We start from the raw sequence: 17,530 nt of genomic DNA, 5'->3' as shown, positions 1-17,530 counted from the left end.
TGCTCATGACTCAGACTTCCTCGCGTGCGTCGGCGGTCGACGCCACCTTTCCCCTCTCCGCCGCACAGCGTGGCATCTGGTTCGCCCAGCACATCGCGGGCGAGGTCCCCATCTCCATCGCCCAGTACGTCGAACTGACCGGGCCGGTCGATCACGCGGCGTTGACCGAGGCGGTGCGCCGCACCGGCCGGGAGTTCGGCACCGGATACGTGCGACTGGTCGAGGTGGACGGCGCGCCGCACCAACTGGTCGATCCCACGCTCGACGACACCGTCGACCAGCTGGATTTCCGGGCCGAACCGGATCCGGCGGCGGCCGCCCACGCGTGGATGCGCGCCGAGTACTCCGCCCCACTGGACATGATGCGCGACCGGCTGGTCCGGGTGGCGATGCTGCGAGTGGGCGAGCGGCGCTGGTTCTGGTACTCGCGGATGCACCACATCGTGCTCGACGGGATGGGCGCGCTGGCACTGGTACAGCGCACCGGCGAGCTGTACGACGCGGCGGTCGCGGGCCGGGAGCCGTCGCCGGCGAAGGCGGAGCCGCTGGCCGCGATCGTCGACGCCGATCTGGCGTATCGGACCTCGTCGCGCTTCGAGGCCGACCGCGCGTACTGGCGTGCGCATCTGGCCGGGATGGCCGATCCGGTGACGCTGGCCGGTCGCGCGGCACCGGTGGACGCGCATCCGGTCCGGGTTTCCGGCGCGTTGCCCGCCGACACCGCGAATCTGCTCGATACCGTTGCGGCGGAGATCAATTCGGGTGTCGCGCCGACGGTAGTCGCCGCGTTCGGCGCCTATCTGGCCGCCATGACGGGCGCCGCGGAGGTGGTGTTGAGCCTGCCGGTCTCGGCCCGGACCTCGGCGACGCTGCGCCGCTCGGGTGGCATGCTCGCCAATGTCGTGCCGCTGCGGATTTCGCTCACCCCGGCGACGACGGTGGGCGCGGCGATCCTGGCCGTGCAGGGCGAACTGACCGGGGCGCTGCGCCGCCAGCGGTACCGGCAGGAGGACATCGTCCGCGATCTGGGCCGGTCGATGGACGAGGCCGTGTCGTTCGGTCCGGCGGTGAACCTGATGATGGTCGACACCAGGATCGCGCTCGGCGAGGTCGTCGGCCGGCTGCATGTGCTCACCTCGGGACTCATCGACGATCTGTTCGTCAATCTGTATCCCGGTGTCGGTGGCGAGAGCACTCACATCGACCTGCAGGGCAACGGGAATCTGTACAGTGCGGCGGATCTGGCGGCGCACCACGAGCGGTTCCTGCGGTTTCTGCACCGCTTCCTGGCCGCCGGGCCGCAGGCGCCGCTGTCGGCGGTGCCGGTGCTCACGCCCGCCGAGCAGCGGCTGTCGGTGCCGGTGCGCGGACCCGCCGGGGTCGAACCGCTGACCCTGCCGGAGATCCTGGCCGCGGGTGCCGCGCTGGATCCGGACGCGGTGGCGCTGCGGTGGGGTACGGACCGGACACTGAGCTACCAGGAGGTCCACGAGTACTCGAATCGGCTCGCCAGGGTGCTGATCGCGGCCGGTGCCGGTCCGGAACAGCTTGTGGCGCTGTCGATTCCCCGTTCCGTGGAGTCGGTACTGGCGACCATCGCGGTGGCCGCGACCGGCGCCGCGTTCGTGCCGATCGATCCCGGTTATCCCGCGGAGCGGATCGAGCATATGGTCACCGACAGCGAGGTGCGCCGCGGGCTCACCGTGAGCGGATCACGGAAGTCGCTGCCGGACAGCGTTTCCTGGCTGTGCCTCGACGACGAGGCCACGATGCGGCGGATCGCCGAACAGCAGGCGGACCCGATCACCGACGCCGAGCGACGCGGCGCCGTCCGGCTCGATCAGGTGGCCTACGTCATCTACACGTCGGGATCGACGGGCCTGCCCAAGGGCGTGCTCGTCTCGCATCGCGGCCTGGCGAATCTGGTGGCGAGCTCGGGGGCGGGATTCGGCATCGACTCGGATTCCGTTGTCGCCCACGCGGTATCGCCGAGCTTCGACATCTCCGTCGAGGAGATCCTGGTGACCCTCGCCGCCGGTGCCACGCTGGCGATCGTTCCGCCGTCGGCGTACGCGGGCGAGGAGCTGGCGCAGGTGCTGCGCACGCATCGGGTGACCCACCTCGATGTCACCCCCGCGGTGGTCGGCTCGCTGGATCCGGCGTCGCTACCGCAGCTGCGCACGGTGGTGGTCGGTGGTGACGCCTGTCCGCCGGAGCTGGTGTCGACGTGGTCGGATCGGGTACTGCTCAACGGCTACGGCCCCACCGAGACCACGATCACCACCACCCTGAGCGACCCACTGGTCCCCGGTGCGCCGGTCACGATCGGCAGTCTCGTGCGCGGGGTCACCGGGCTGGTGCTCGATCCGTGGCTGCGGCCCGTCGCACCGGGCACGCTGGGCGAGCTGTACCTCGCCGGGCCGGGGGTGGCGCGCGGCTATCACCGGCGCAGCGGCCTGACCGCGAGCAGGTTCGTCGCGAATCCGCTCGCGCCCGGCGAGCGGATGTATCGCACCGGTGACCTGGTCCGCTGGACCAGCGCGGGCGAGCGGGTCGGCTTCGCGTACCAGGGCCGCAGCGACTTCCAGGTGAAGGTGCGCGGGTTCCGGATCGAGCTCGGCGAGATCGACGCCGCGCTGCAGGCCCTGCCCGAGGTCGATTTCGCCCTCACCCTCGGTGTCGACTCCCCCACCGGCGCGACCGCGCTGGCCGCCTACGTGACGGCGGCACCCGGCGCCGAAGTGCACCCGGAGGCGGTGAAAGCCGCGGTCGGGGAACGGCTGCCGGCCTACTTGGTGCCCGCGGTGGTCACCGTGCTCGACCGGGTGCCGCTCACTCCGCTGGGCAAGGTGGACCGCAAGGCGCTGCCCGCACCGGATTTCAGCGCTCGCCCGGCCGCGGTGCGCGCACCGTCCACGCCGCGGGAGGAGACCATCGCCGCGCTGTTCGCCGAGGTGCTCGGCCTCGACGCGGTGGGTGTGGACGAGAGCTTCTTCGCCCTCGGCGGGGACAGCATCGTCTCCATCCAGCTGGTCTCCCGCGCCAAGGCGGCCGGTCTGGCCTTCACCGCCAGGGACGTGTTCGAACGCAAGACCGTCGCGGCGCTCGCGGCCGTCGCCACCGACACCGCGGCCACCGTGGTCGACGAATTGCCCGGTGGGGGTGTCGGTCCCGTCGAGCTGACCCCGATCGTGCGTGCCATGCTCGAGCACGGCGAGCCGTGGCGACGCTATGGGCAAGCGGTCCTGATCGAGCTGCCCGACGGCACCGATCAGTCAGCTCTCGCGGTGGCCGTACAGGTGGTCACCGACCACCACGACCTGCTCCGTTCCACCCTGCGCGAGCGGGATGGCAGCTGGGAATGGGTGGTCGCCGACCGCGGGTCGGTCGACGCGGCGAACCTGATCGACGTGACCAGGGCGGAGTCCGGCCTTGCCCTGGCGGCACCGGCACCCGACCACGGCACCTCGGCGCGGACCACCGCGGACCCGCGCCCCGACGAACCCGACCGCACCGCGACCACCCCACCCGACGCGGTGCTCGACCGGGCGCTCGCGCAAGCCGCCGACCAGCTCGACCCCGCCTCCGGTGTGGTCGCCCGCTACGTGCTGATCGAGCGCAAGGACGGCCCACCGTTGTGCTGGCTGGTGCTGCACCATCTGGTCACCGACGGTGTCTCGTGGCGCATCCTGCTGCCCGACCTCGCCACCGCCGCGTACGGCGGCGCGCTGGAGCCGGTGGGCACCTCGTTCCGCCGGTGGGCGCACGACCAGCCCGCGCGGGCGCGGCACCGGATCGCCGAATTGCCGGTGTGGGAGCGGATTCTCGCGACGCCGGACCCTGCGCTCGGGCGCGCGCCGTTCGATCCGTCGCTCGACACGGTCGCCACCATGGCCGAGCACCGCGCGATCGTCCCCGCCGACACCGCGCATACCGTTCTCACCACGCTGCCCGAGCTGTTCCATTGCGGGGCGGACGATGTGCTGCTCACGGCCCTCACCATGGCGGTGTGCCGGTGGCGCGCGCGCACGGCGGCCCTGCTGACGCTGGAGGGGCACGGGCGCAGCGAATCGCTGCTGCCCGGCGCCGATATCGGCCGGACGGTCGGCTGGTTCACCACCGTCTACCCGGTGGCGGTCGACCTGGCGGGCCTCGACCTCGACGACGCGTTCGCCGCCGGCCCCGCGGCCGGCTCGGCGATCAAGACGACCAAGGAGCAGCTACGCGCGCTGCCCGACCGCGGTATCGGCTTCGGTCTGCTCCGCTACTTCGGTGGGGCGGCCGCCGAAACCCTGGTCGCCGCGCCGGTGCCGCAGCTGAGCTTCAACTATCTCGGCCGCGCGGCGACAGGCGCGGACGGGGCGTGGGTGCCACGCCGGTTCGCCGCCACCAACGACGACCTCGCGCCGCTGGCCGCGGTGCTCGATATCAACGCGGTGCGCACCGACGCCGGTCTCGAGGTCACCTGGGCCTACGCGAGCAGGCTGCTCGATGCCGCACAGGTGCGCGAGCTCGCCGAGCTGTGGGCGCTGGCCCTGGACGCGCTGGTCGCGCACGCGAGCCGCACCGACGCCGGTGGCCACACCCCGTCGGACTTCCCGCTCGTCGCCGTCGCGCAAACGCAGCTCGACCGCTGGGAACACACCTATTCTGACCTGGCCGACGTCTGGCCGCTGTCGCCGCTGCAGTACGGCTTGCTGTTCCACGCGCTCTACGACTCCGACACCGCCGACGGGTACACGGTCCAGTCCCTGCTCACCCTCGCCGGCACCGTGGACGCGGCCCGGCTACGGCGCGCGGCGCAAGGCCTGATCGACCGGCACGAGAACCTGCGGGTGGCCTTCGTCGAGACCGACGACGGACCGCGCCAGCTGGTACTCGCCGCCGCCGAGATCCGCTGGCAGGACATCGATCTCGCCGGGATCACCGATCCGGCCGCGTCGGCGCGCGAACTCGACCGGGTCATCGCGCTCGACGCGCGCACCCGGTTCGACCTGACCAGGCCGCCGCTGCTGCGCTTCACCCTGGTCACCACCGCGCCCGGCGAGTTCCGGCTGATCATGACCAACCATCACCTGATCCTGGACGGCTGGTCGACGCCGCTGCTGGTACGTGAGCTGCTCACGCTCTATGTCACCGAGGGCGACACGTCGGTACTGCCGCCCGCGCGGTCGTATCGGGAGTTCCTGGCCTGGCTCGACGCCAAGGACGATCAGGCCGCCGTCGCGGCCTGGCAACAGGCGCTGGCCGGGGTGGACACGCCGACGCGCGCGGTCCCGACCCTGGCCGGCATCGAGTCGTCGGAAACCGCGATGCTCAGCGACGAACTGCCCGCCGAGCGGGTCGCCGTGCTCGAGGCGGCGGCACGGGAAGCGGGCGCCACGGTGAACACCCTGATCCAGGTGACGTGGGCGCTGCTGCTTGCCGTGCTCACCGGCCGGGCCGACGTGGTGTTCGGTGCCACCGTGTCCGGGCGCCCGCCGGAGCTGGCGGGCGTCGAGGACATGGTCGGCCTGTTCATCAATACCGTCCCGGTACGGGTGACGCTCGACCCGGCGGAGAAGGTGAGCGAGCTACTGGCCAGGGTCCAGGCCGAGCAGGCCCGGCTGCTCGATCACCAGCATGTCGGGCTCGCCGCGATCCACCGCGCGGTCGGGCTGGCCGAATTGTTCGACACCCTCACCGTTTTCGAGTCCTACCCGATCGACCGTGAGGCCTTGTCGCAGGCGCTCGACATCGCGGGCATGCGGGTGCTCGATGTCGAGGGCACCGACGCGACACCGTATCCGCTGAATCTGATGGTGATCCCGGTGCGCGGCCCGGCGGGCGATTCGCTGCGAATCGCCGTGAAGTTCCTGCCCGGCCAGTTGGCGCCGCCCGCGGCACAGGCGCTGCTCGAGCGGTTCATCCGGATGCTCGGTCAGCTCGCCGAGCACCCACACGCGCCGGTGTCGCGGGTGCGGCCGTGCGACGACGCCGAACTGGCCGCGCTGGCGCCGGTGCACGGGCCCGCGGCACTGCCGATGCGGACGCTGCCCGATATTCTCGCGGCGGGCGCGCGCATCGACCCGGACGCCGTGGCGATCACCGCGGGCGAGCTGAGCATGCGGTATCGCGAACTCGATGCCTGGTCCAACCGGTTCGCCAGGGTACTGCTGCGGCGTGGGATCGGGCCGGAGGTGTTCGTGGTGCTCGCGCTCACCCGCTCGCTGGAGTCGGTGGTCGCGGTGTGGGCACTGGTGAAGACGGGCGCGGCGTTCATGCCGCTGGACCCGAGCTACCCGGTGGAACGGATCGAGCACATGCTCGCCGACTCCGAGGCGCCGATCGGGGTGACCGTGACGGCGATCGGCGAGACCCTGCCCGGCACCATCGACTGGCTACTGCTGGACGACCTGAACACCCTGCGCCGCGCCATGCTCGTGTCGGACGCGCCGATCACCGATGACGAACGCGGCGGCCCGATCGACCTCGACCACACCGCCTACCTGATCTACACTTCCGGCTCCACCGGCAAACCGAAGGCGGTGCTGCTGAGTCATCGCGGCGTCGCCAATCTCACCGCCGCCCAACAGGAGACTCTCTCGCTCGACCCGTCGGCGAGCGCGTTGCAGGTGGCCTCGCCCAGTTTCGACGCCTCGGTGTTCGAGATGCTCACCGCGCACGCCGCCGGTGGCAGGCTGGTGGTATCGCCGCCGGAGGTGTACGGCGGCGGCGAGCTGGCGGAACTGCTGCGCGCGGAGCGGGTCACGCACGCGGTGATCACGCCGTCGGCGCTGACCACCATGGAACCGCACGGGCTCGACGCGCTGCGGGTGCTGTCGGTGGCCGGTGAGGCCGCGACCCCGGAGCTGATCGAGAAGTGGGCACCGGGACGGCGGATGGTGAACCTGTACGGCCCCACCGAGTTCAGCATCTGGGCGACGGGTCCGGCCGAGCTCGTGCCGGGTAGGCCCATCACCATCGGCGCACCGATCCGCGGCGCCGCGGTCGTGGTGCTCGACACCTGGCTGCGGCCGGTCCCGATGGGGATTCAGGGTGAGCTGTACCTGGCCGGACCGGCGCTGGCGCGCGGCTACTTCCACCGATTCGCGATGACCGCGAGCCGGTTCGTCGCCAACCCGTTCGGCGCGAACGGGGAACGCATGTACCGCACCGGCGACCTGGTGCGCTGGGTCGAGGCCCCGGACGGTCTCGCGCTGGAATACCTGGGGCGCAGCGACTTCCAGGTGAAGATCCGCGGGCTGCGAATCGAGCTCGGCGAGATCGACGCGGTACTCACCCGGAGCGCGGACATCGACTACGCGGTGACCATCGGCCGCGCCGGGCCGGCAGGAGCGACCGTGCTGGTGTCGTACGTGCTGCCGGTGCCGGGTGCCGAGCTGGATACCGAGCGGGTGCGGGCCGCGGTGGCCGCCGAACTGCCCGGCTACATGGTGCCCGGCTATGTCGTCGTGCTCGACGAGGTTCCACTCACTCCGGTCGGCAAGCTGGACCGCAAAGCCCTTCCTGTCCCCGATTTCTCGGCTGCGCAGCGGCCGTATCTCGCGCCGCGCACGCAGGCCGAGGACGCCGTCGCCGTGGTGTTCGCCGAGGTGCTCGGTAGCGAGCGGGTGAGTGTCGACCAGTCGTTCTTCGAGCTCGGCGGCAATTCGCTCAGCGCCACCAAGGTGGTCGCACGGGTCAATTCGGCGCTCGGCTCCACCATCGCGCTGCGCGACCTGTTCGACGCGCCGAGCGCCGCCCAGCTCGCCGCCCGTGTCACCACCGCCGAGAGCGGGCCGGCTCGCCTGGCCCTCGCACCACGGCTGCGCCCCGACCGCGTCCCGCTCTCCCCCGCCCAGCAGCGCATGTGGGTCCTCAACCAGCTCGACCCCGAATCCTCGGCCTATAACATCGCCGTCGCCCTCCGCCTCACCGGCGACCTCGATATCGCGGCCATGCGCCAGGCTGTCGCCGATGTGGTCGACCGCCACGAGACCCTGCGCACCCGCTACCCGGCCGATGCCGACGGCCCACGCCAGGTAGTCCTCGACACCGCCACCGCCACACCGGATTTCACCGTCACCGACACCGATGACGGCGCCCCGCTGCGCGATCGGATCACCGCGCTGGCGAACAGCGGGTTCGATCTGACCCGCGAGGCCCCGCTGCGCGTCCATCTGTTCCGGTTGGGTGCCTGCCCCACCGGCGGGGTACCGCCCGCCAGCACGCCGCAGAACCCTGCCACCGGCCCCGGCCGAGTCCATGGCGCCTGCGCCGATTCGAGCGCGGGCCGCGAGCACGTGATCGTCCTCGTTGTGCACCACATCAGCGCCGACGGCGCCTCCATGGCGCCGCTGGCGGCCGATCTGGTCGCCGCGTACTCGGCGCGCGCGGCGGGAACGGTGGCCGAGCGCGCGGCGTTGCCCGTGCAGTACACCGATTTCGCGCTGTGGCATCGCGAACTGCTCGGTGCCGCGACCGATCCCGACTCGGTGGCCGCGCGGCAGATCCGGCACTGGGGTGCGGTCCTGGCCGACGCGCCGGACGTCCTCGAACTGCCCGCCGATCGGGCGCGGCCCGCGGTGCAGTCGATGCGCAGCGCCGAGGTGCGCTTCGCGATCGACGATCGGACGCACCGGGAGCTGGTCGAGTTCGCCGGAGCGAACGCGGTGAGCGTGTTCATGGTGGTGCACGCCGCGCTCGCGATGCTGCTGGCCCGGCTCGGCGGCACCGAGGACATCGTGATCGGCACCCCGGTGGCAGGGCGGGGTGAGGCGGCACTCGACGAGCTGGTCGGCATGTTCGTCAATACGCTGGCCCTGCGCACCCGCGTCGACCCCGGCACGGACTTCCGCGGCCTGCTCGCCGAGGTGCGCGGAACCGACCTGGACGCCTTCGCCAATGCCGATGTCCCGTTCGAACAGCTCGTGCAGGCCATCGACCCGGCCCGTTCGACCGCGCACCACCCGATCTTCCAGGTCTCGCTGTCGCTGCAGAACTTCGTGCCACCAGTGCTCGAACTGCCAGGGTTGCGGATCGAGGTCGAGGATTTCGAGCGCGGTGCCTCCGCCTTCGATCTCACCCTCGACCTGCGCGAGCGGTTCAGCGACGCGGGCCCCGCCGGGATCGACGGCGTCCTCACCTACGCCACCGACCTGTTCGACGAATCCACCGCCGATGCGCTCACGCGCCGGTGGCGGCAGGTGCTCTCAGCGGTTCTCGCCGAGCCGGGACGCCGCATCGCCGATGTCGACCTGCTCACCGAATCCGAACGCGCGGAACTGGTTCCGGTGTCCGGCCCGGCCACTGCCGGGTCGACGACACTGTCCGCGCTGCTCACCAGGACCGCGGCTACCTTCCCTGACCGCACGGCCGTCGTGTCCGGTGACACCGCACGCCCGGTACCGCGCTCGACGATGCCGCGGCCGGAGTCGAACGGCACCGGCTCGATGACCTACCGGACCCTCGATGCCAGGTCCAATCAGCTCGCCCGGCTCCTGCTCGCCGCCGGTGCGGGCGCCGAGTCCGTGGTGGCGCTCGGCCTGCCCCGCTGCCCCGACCTGCACCTGAGCCTGTGGGCCGCCGCCAAGGCCGGCGCGGCGTTCCTGCCGGTCGACCCGAAACACCCCGTGGACCGTATCGACCACATGCTCACCGATTCCGGTGCGCGCGTGGGGATCACCCTCGCCGAGTTCCGGGCGAACCTGCCCGGAAGCACGCACTGGATCGTCCTCGACGACGCGGGCACGGCCGAACAGCTGCGGGCCACCGACGACACGCCGCTCACCCCGGCCGACCTGCCGACACCGATCCGGTTGACCCAGCCCGCCTGGATGATCTACACCTCCGGGTCGACCGGCACGCCGAAGGGCGTCACGGTCACCCACCGCGGCCTCGCCGATCTGGTGGCCGCCCAGCGCGCCGACCTCGGCCTGGACGAACAGGCCATGGTGCTGCAGGTGGCGTCACCGAGCTTCGACGCGTCGATCTTCGAGGCGCTGATGGCCTACGGCTGCGGCGGCACCGCGGTGATCTCGCCACCCGAGGTCTTCGGCGGCGCGCCGCTGGCCGAGCTGATCGCCGCGCACGGGGTGACCCACATGGTGATCACCCCGTCGGCGCTGGCCACCATCGACCCGGCCGAGGTGTCGAGCGTGCGGGTGCTCGCGGTGGCGGGCGAGGCGGTCGGCCCCGATCTGGTGGCGCGGTGGTGCGGCGGCGCGTCGGGACGCACGATGGTCAATCTGTACGGGCCGACCGAATACACCATCTGGGCCACCGGTTCGGCGCCGCTGTCCGCCGATGAGCCGGTCACCATCGGCACGCCGATCCGGGGTGCGGCCGCCCTCGTCCTCGACGACCGGCTGCGGCCGGTGCCGGTCGGGGTCGCCGGGGAGCTCTACCTCACCGGTACGGCCACCGCCAGGTGCTATCACGCGCGTCCCGGCCTGACCGCGGCCCGTTTCGTCGCCGACCCGTTCGGCGCGCCGGGCGAGATCCTCTACCGCACCGGCGATCTGGTGCGCTGGACCGACAGCACCCGGCACGGCACCACGCTGGAATACCTGGGGCGCACCGACTTCCAGGTGAAGGTCCGCGGCCAGCGCATCGAGCTCGGCGAGATCGATGCCGCGCTCAGTGGCCTCGACGGCGTCGATGTCGCGGTGACACTGGGTGTTCGCAACCCCACCGGGGCGACCGCGCTCGCCGCCTATCTGGTGCGGGTGCCCGGCGCCGAGCTCGATATCGCCCGGATCAGGGCCGAGGTCGCCGACATCCTGCCCGCCTACATGGTGCCGGCGGCCTTCGTCGTGCTGGACGAGATCCCGATCAACGCGGTGGGCAAACTGGACCGCAAAGCCCTACCGGAACCGGTGTTCGCGGTCGAGGAGACCCCGTATCGGGCGCCGTCGACACCGACCGAACAGCTCCTTGCCCCGATCTACGCCGAACTGCTCGGTCGCGAGACGGTGGGCGTCGACGATTCGTTCTTCGCGCTCGGCGGCGACAGCATCCTGGCCATCCAGCTGGTGACGCAGGCGAAACTGGCCGGGGTGCACTGCACACCGCTGCAGGTGTTCGAGCATCGCACGGTGGCCGCGCTCGCGGCGGCGGTCGACGCCACGGACACGGTCGCGGTGCTCGAGGAACTGCCCGGCGGTGGTGTCGGCGAGCTGCCGATCACCCCGATCGTGCGGTACCTGATCGACCGCGGTGGCACCTTCGACCGGTTCGCGCAGACGGCGGTACTGCGACTGCCGGCCGGCATCGAGCGGCAGCAGCTCGTCGACACGCTCACCGCCGTCGTCGACCGGCACGACATGCTCCGCTCCCGCCTGTGCCGGGACGCGGACCGGTGGCTGATCCGGGTGGCCGACCCCGGCTCGGTGGATGTGGACGCCCTCGTGCACCGGACCGAGTTCAGCACCCCCGACACGATCGAGCTGCGCGAATACGCCCGGATCGAACTCGACGCCGCCATGAACCGGCTCGACCCGGCCGCCGGGGTCGTGCTGCAGTTCGTCTGGCTCGACCCGATCGGCGAGGCCGGGACGCGCACCAGGCCCGGCCTGCTGATCGTCGTCGCCCACCATCTGTGCATCGACAGCGTGTCGTGGCGAATTCTGGTGCCTGACCTGATCGCGGCGTGGGCGCAGGTGTCGACGGACACTACGCCGGTACTCGCCGAGGTCGGCACATCGATGCGGCGCTGGTCGCACGCGCTCACCGACGAGGCGCATACGCCGCGACGGGTTGCCGAGGCCGGGTACTGGCAACAGGTGATCGACAGCCCCGACCCGCTGCTCGGCGACCGGGATCTGGATCCGGCGATCGACCGGATGGGCACCGTGCGCCGCCTCGCTGTCGAGGTCGACGCCGAGGTCACCGACGCGCTGCTCACCACCCTGCCCCGGCTGTTCCACGGCAGCGTGACCGATGCCCTGCTCGCCACTTCGGCGCTGGCGCTGCTGCGCTGGCGGGCCCGGCGCCAGGTGGACGAACGCTGCGCCGTGCTGCGACTGGAAGGCCATGGCAGGCAGGAGGACATCGTGCCCGGCGCCGACCTGTCGCGCACGATCGGCTGGTTCACCTCGCTGTACCCGGTGCGACTCGACCTGGCCGGCATCGATGTCGACGACGCGTTGGCGGGCGGCCCCGCCATGGGCACCGCGATCCGCACGGTCAAACACCAGCTGCTCGCGGTACCGGACAAGGGCATCGGTTACGGTCTGCTGCGCGCGCTGAATCCAATACTGCCGCAACGTATTCCCGGTCAGATCCTGCTGAACTACCTCGGCAGGCACACCACCGCCGAGGTCCCACCCGGCCTCGAAGGGCTCGGCTGGCTGCCCACCGACGATCTGGGCGACCTGCCCGCCGACGAACATCCCGACGTCCCCGTCACGCAGGCGATCGACATCCACGCCGTCGTGGTCGGCGACCGGTTGCGCGCCGACTTCGGCTACCCGGAGCAGCTGCTCGACCGCGCTGATGTCGCCGAACTCGCCCAGCTGTGGGCCGAGGCGCTCGGCGCGGCCGCGCGGTTCGCCGACAGCCCGGCCGCGGGCGCCGCGGCCGCCGAGGAAACCGCCGCACTGGCCGCCGCCGCTGCCGCACCGGCCGCCGGACCGGCCGGACTCGGCCTCGACGTCCTGCTGCCGATCCGGCCCGGCGGCCACCGACCCGCCCTGTTCTGTGTGCACTCCTCCTCCGGCATGTCTTGGAGCTACCTGGGTTTCGCCGAGAAGCTGCGGCCGGATCGCCCGATCTACGGGCTACAGGCACCCGATCTCAGCGGCCGCGAGCCCTCGGCGGGGTCGATCGAGGAGTTCGCCCGGCGGTATGTGCGCGAGATCCGCGCCGTCCAGCCCACCGGCCCCTACCACCTGCTCGGCTGGTCGTTCGGCGGGCTGATCGCCCATGCCATGGCCGTGCAGCTGACCGCGGCGGGCCAACGGGTCGGGGTGGTGGCGCTGCTCGACACCGACACCGCCGATATCGACGGTGCCACCATCGAGCGGCTCACCCCCGGCGCGTTCATCAACACCTTCGGCTCGATCTTCGGCATCGACAACGTCCCCGCCGACGCCACCGCCGACGAGGCGGCGGCACTGATCAGCGCGACGATGGGCGGCGTCGAACTCGTCGACGCCGCCACCATCGCACGCATGGCGGCCTCCTACAACGCCTCGGCGGGCACCCGCACCGGCTACCGGCGCCCGGTGTACGCGGGCGACATTCTGTACTTCACCGCCACCGTCGACCCCTCGGAGTGGATGGGGCCCGACGGCTGGCGCCCGTACGTGACCGGCGAGATCGTCACCTGCGAGGTCGACGTCCGGCACGACGACATGACCAATCCCCATGCACTGTCGGTGATCTCGCCGGTGCTCGACGACCAGATGGAAGCAGGAGACCGGCTATGAGCGCAGAGAACTCCGGCGGCGTGCTCGTCGAAGGTATCGAGAAGTCCTTCGGCGAGGTCCACGCCCTGCGTGGCGTCGATTTCGAGGCGGCGCCAGGGGCCGTACTCGGCATCCTCGGCCCCAACGGCGCGGGCAAGACCACCATGGTGAACGTGCTGTCGACACTCATCACCCCCGACCGCGGCCGCGCGGTCGTGGCCGGACACGATGTCGTCGCCGATCCGGCCGCGGTGCGCGCGGCCATCATGCTCACCGGCCAGTACGCCGCGCTCGACGACATGCTCAGCGGCTACGAGAATCTCGTCATGTTCGGCAGGCTGATGGGCTTGCGCAAACCCGTCGCCAAGACCAGGGCACGCGAACTGCTGGCCGTGTTCGATCTGGAGCGCGCCGCGAACCGCCGCGTCGGCACCTATTCCGGCGGCATGCGCAGGCGCATCGACATCGCCTGCGGGCTGGTGGTTCGGCCCGACGTGGTGTTTCTCGACGAACCGACCACCGGCCTCGACCCGCGCAGCAGGCAGGGTGTCTGGGATCTGGTGCGCGGGTTCGCGGGCGAGGGCATCACCACGTTGCTCACCACCCAGTATCTGGAGGAGGCCGACGCGCTCAGCGACCGGATCATCGTCATCGACCACGGTGTCGTCATCGCCTCCGGCACCGCCGACGAGCTCAAACAGCGCACCGGCGGCAGCTATTGCGAGATCGTGCCGCTGGATCTCGAGCAGTTGCCCGCCATCGTCGCCGCGCTCGGTCCGCTGCTGCCCGCCGATCAGCTCGCGGCGCTGACCCCGGAGTCCGACCGGATCGCCATCCCCGCCCCCGATGGCGCCAAGACCCTGGCCGAGGCGCTGCGCAGGCTCGACGACGCAGCGATCGACCTGGTCGACATCGCCCTGCGCAGACCCTCGCTCGACGATGTGTTCCTCCAGCTCACCGGCCATCTGGCCACCGCGGAGACCGAGCCGTCGAAGGCCTTCGCATGACCGCGTCACGGCCCGGAGGAGGCAGCCCGCGTCACCACGGAGGGCCCGAGCGGGCATGCGCAATAAGGCACAGCATGACCGCGTCACGGCCCGGAGGAGGCAGCCCGCGTCACCACGGAGGGCCGAGCGGGCATGCGCAGAAAGGCACAGCATGACCGCGGCTACTTGGCAGACACACGTCAGGGCTGCTCCCGACACCGTGCAGCAGTGGTGGGTGCTGACCACCCGGCTGATCGTGCCGTCGGTGAAATCCGGGGAGGTGCTGGCCTCGGTGGTGGCGCCCGCCGCGTTCACCGCCAGCTTCTACATCCCGCTGAAGACGGTGATGATGTTCTCCGGCAACGGTTTCAGCAGTTACGCCCAGTACATGATGCCGCTGGTGATCCTGCAGGCCTGCGCGTTCACCGCCATCTCGGCGGCGTTCCGGGCGGCCACCGATTCGGTCGCCGGCCTCAACCGCCGGTTCGGCGCCATGCCGGTACGGCCGCTGGTTCCGGTGGGCGCGCGCATGTCGGCCAATGTCTTCCGGCTGCTCATCGCCCTTGCCGCCGCGCTCGTCAGCGGGTACGTCATCGGGTTCCGGTTCCGCCTCGATGCCGTGCACACCTTCGGGTTCCTCGCCTTCGCGCTGCTCATCGGCATCGCACTCACGCTCGGCGCCGATGTGATCGGCACGGTCTCGCGCAGCCCGGAAGCCACCTCCCAGGCCCTGGTGCTGCCGCCGTTGATCTTCGGGATGCTGTCCACCGGGCTGGCACCGGCCGGCCAGTTCCCCAGCTGGATCCAGTGGTTCGTCCGCAATCAGCCCGTCTCGCAGTTCGCGATCGGGCTGCGGGCGCTCGCCGGGGACACCGCGGGCAACGCGGGCACGGTGAGCTGGTCGCTGATGGGCCCGCCGCTGCTGTGGGCGCTGGGCATCCTGGTGCTGTGCGCGCCGCTGGCCGTGCGGCTGAGTGCGCGGAGGGCATGATGACGCTGTTCGCCGCGCGCACCGCGCCCGAGCCGGAGAATTCCCCGCGTGCCCTGGTGCGCCACACCGCGATCCAGACCGAGCGGCTGCTGGTGCGCTGGGCCCGCAACCCGATCACGCTGCTGGAAACGTTGCTCATCCCCTGCCTGCTGCTCCTCATGCTCGACATCGTGGTCGGCGGCCAGATCCAGCGTTTCACCGGCGAGGACGCCCTGTACGGCTCGGTGCCGATGGTGGCCATCGTCGGTGCGCTGTCCGGCGCGGTCGCCGGTGGTGTGCTGCTCGGCAGGGAACGCGACAGCGGGCTGCTCGCCCGGTTCTGGGTGCTGCCGGTGCACCGTGCCTCCGGGCTGGCCGCGCGCATCCTCGCCGAGGGCTGCCGGATCTTCCTCGGCACCATCGCCGTGGTGCTCGTCGGCTTCGTGCTCGGTTTCCGTTTCCATCAGGGCCCGGTCGCCGCGCTGGTGTTCCTGGTCGTTCCGGTCGTGTTCGGGCTCGCCTTCGCCACCATCGTGACCGCCGTCGCGGTCTACACCGCCAAGGCCACCCTGGTCGAGGGCATCACGATCATCACCTCGCTGATGATGTTCTTCAGCACCGGTTTCGTGCCGCTGGTCGCGTTTCCGACCTGGATCCAGCCGGTGGTGCGCAACCAGCCGATGTCGGTGGCGGTCGACGCCATGCGCGGGCTCGCCGACTCAGGACCGGTCGCCCGGCCGCTCACCCTCACCCTGATCTGGTGCGCGGGCGCGGTCGTGCTGTTCGCGATCCCCGCCGCCATCGGCTTCCGGCGGGCCAGCCGCCGATGAGCTCGGCCCGCGACCCGCACGCCGGAGGCCACGCAGTACCCTCGTGCGCATGCCGGTGAGCGCCCCCGATCGCACCCGATTCCGTCGCACCGCCGAGCCGGGCCCCGCCCGCTCGCGCGGGGCCGTCGCCGTCGCCGCACTGCTGTGCGCCGCCCTGGTCACCGCGGGCTGTGCGGACAAGACCGACGACGCGAGCAGCATCGTCCGCACCACCACGAATATCGCGGGTGCCGGAGTGGTCGGCGCCGATCGCGACACCGCCACCGCCTGCCCGCAACCGAGCGCACCCGATGCGGGCGCGGGCGCCACCCGCTCGGTCACCCACGTCGCCGGGGTCACCGAGGTGCCCGCCGATCCACAGCGCATCGTCGTGCTCACCAGTTCGGCGCTGGACGCGGTGTGCGCGGTCGGGCTGTGGGAGCGGGTGGCGGGCGCGGTCACCCTCGACGGCCCGCGCCCACAGCCGATGTACCTCGGCTACGGCGTGCTCGAGGTGCCGAGCATCGGCCCGATCGGCGCACCGGATCCCGCGCGCGTCGCCGAGCTGAAGCCCGATCTGATCCTCGGTGATGTCGCGCCCGCGGGCGGTGACTACGCGGCGCTGAGCGCGATCGCGCCCACCGTGCTGATCGGGTCCGGCGCGAGCTGGCAGTCCGACTTCATGGCCTACGCCGCCGGGCTCAACCGGCGCGACGCCGCCGAATCGGCGCTGCGGAACTACCGCACCGAAGCCCGCGACCTCGGCACCGCCCTCAACGCGGGTCAGTCCCAGGCATCGGTCCTGCGCTTCACCGCCGACACCACCCGGGTCCAGGGCTCCGACACCTTCGCGGGCCAGATCCTGGCCGATGTCGGCGTGCAACGCCCGACCGCCCAGCGCGGCACGTCCTTCGACGTCGCCACCGACGAGCTCGCCACCTTGGCCGAGGGCGACATCGTCTACGTCATGTTCGCCGGCGAGACCGGCGAGGACCACGGCAGGCAGATCATGCGCTCGGACGAGTTCGAAGCCCTCGGCGCCGCCACCGACCGCCGCGTCTTCGCCGTCGACGACACCATCTGGCACACCACCGGCCTCACCGCCGCCCGCGCCGTCCTCACCGACCTGCGCAACAGTCTCAACGGCTACGTCACCGACTGATCCAGCCGATCGTCACCGCAGACGCCCCGAACACCGCGTCGTGATCAGCGACGACATCGAGCACCGGCCAGACGCCGACCGGTACTGAACGCCGTCGCAGTCCGAACACCCAGTCCGGCACCGGCTTTCCTGGCAGTCGGCCCGACGGCGCCCACCCACAGCGCCGACCTGTCCGCGGCGGCGTGAGGCATCGCGGATGCCTACCGCATCGG

General features: G+C 71.5%; 5 protein-coding genes. All 5 read left to right on the top strand.

Annotated features, from left to right (window positions below):
- The first annotated feature begins 5 nt into the window (after nucleotides 1-5).
- The 5 genes from ACFOW8_RS15550 (at nucleotide 6) to ACFOW8_RS15530 (ending at nucleotide 17,318) form a co-directional block, all read left to right on the top strand.
- Complete coding sequence (locus ACFOW8_RS15550) at nucleotides 6-13,412, top strand: amino acid adenylation domain-containing protein (protein ID WP_378551332.1); 13,407 nt, start codon at nucleotides 6-8, stop codon at nucleotides 13,410-13,412.
- The gene (locus tag ACFOW8_RS15545) at nucleotides 13,409-14,398 is read left to right on the top strand and encodes an ATP-binding cassette domain-containing protein (protein WP_378551331.1); all 990 of its coding nucleotides are present in this window, start codon (nucleotides 13,409-13,411) and stop codon (nucleotides 14,396-14,398) included. The genes ACFOW8_RS15550 and ACFOW8_RS15545 overlap by 4 nt, the downstream gene beginning before the upstream one ends.
- A 151-nt stretch (nucleotides 14,399-14,549) precedes the next feature.
- Complete coding sequence (locus ACFOW8_RS15540; RefSeq protein WP_378551330.1) at nucleotides 14,550-15,368, top strand: ABC transporter permease; 819 nt, start codon at nucleotides 14,550-14,552, stop codon at nucleotides 15,366-15,368.
- Nucleotides 15,365-16,177: an ABC transporter permease gene (locus ACFOW8_RS15535; protein ID WP_378551329.1), complete on the top strand. Its 813-nt coding sequence runs from the start codon at nucleotides 15,365-15,367 to the stop codon at nucleotides 16,175-16,177. The genes ACFOW8_RS15540 and ACFOW8_RS15535 overlap by 4 nt, the downstream gene beginning before the upstream one ends.
- Nucleotides 16,178-16,226: 49 nt before the next feature.
- Complete coding sequence (locus ACFOW8_RS15530) at nucleotides 16,227-17,318, top strand: iron-siderophore ABC transporter substrate-binding protein (protein WP_378551328.1); 1,092 nt, start codon at nucleotides 16,227-16,229, stop codon at nucleotides 17,316-17,318.
- Nucleotides 17,319-17,530 lie beyond the last annotated feature (212 nt).

The sequence above is a fragment of the Nocardia rhizosphaerae genome (genome assembly GCF_042650365.1).
GTDB lineage: Bacteria > Actinomycetota > Actinomycetes > Mycobacteriales > Mycobacteriaceae > Nocardia > Nocardia rhizosphaerae.
The sequence above is the reverse complement of the archived record's forward strand: the minus strand, read 5'-3'. Positions and strand labels throughout refer to the sequence as shown.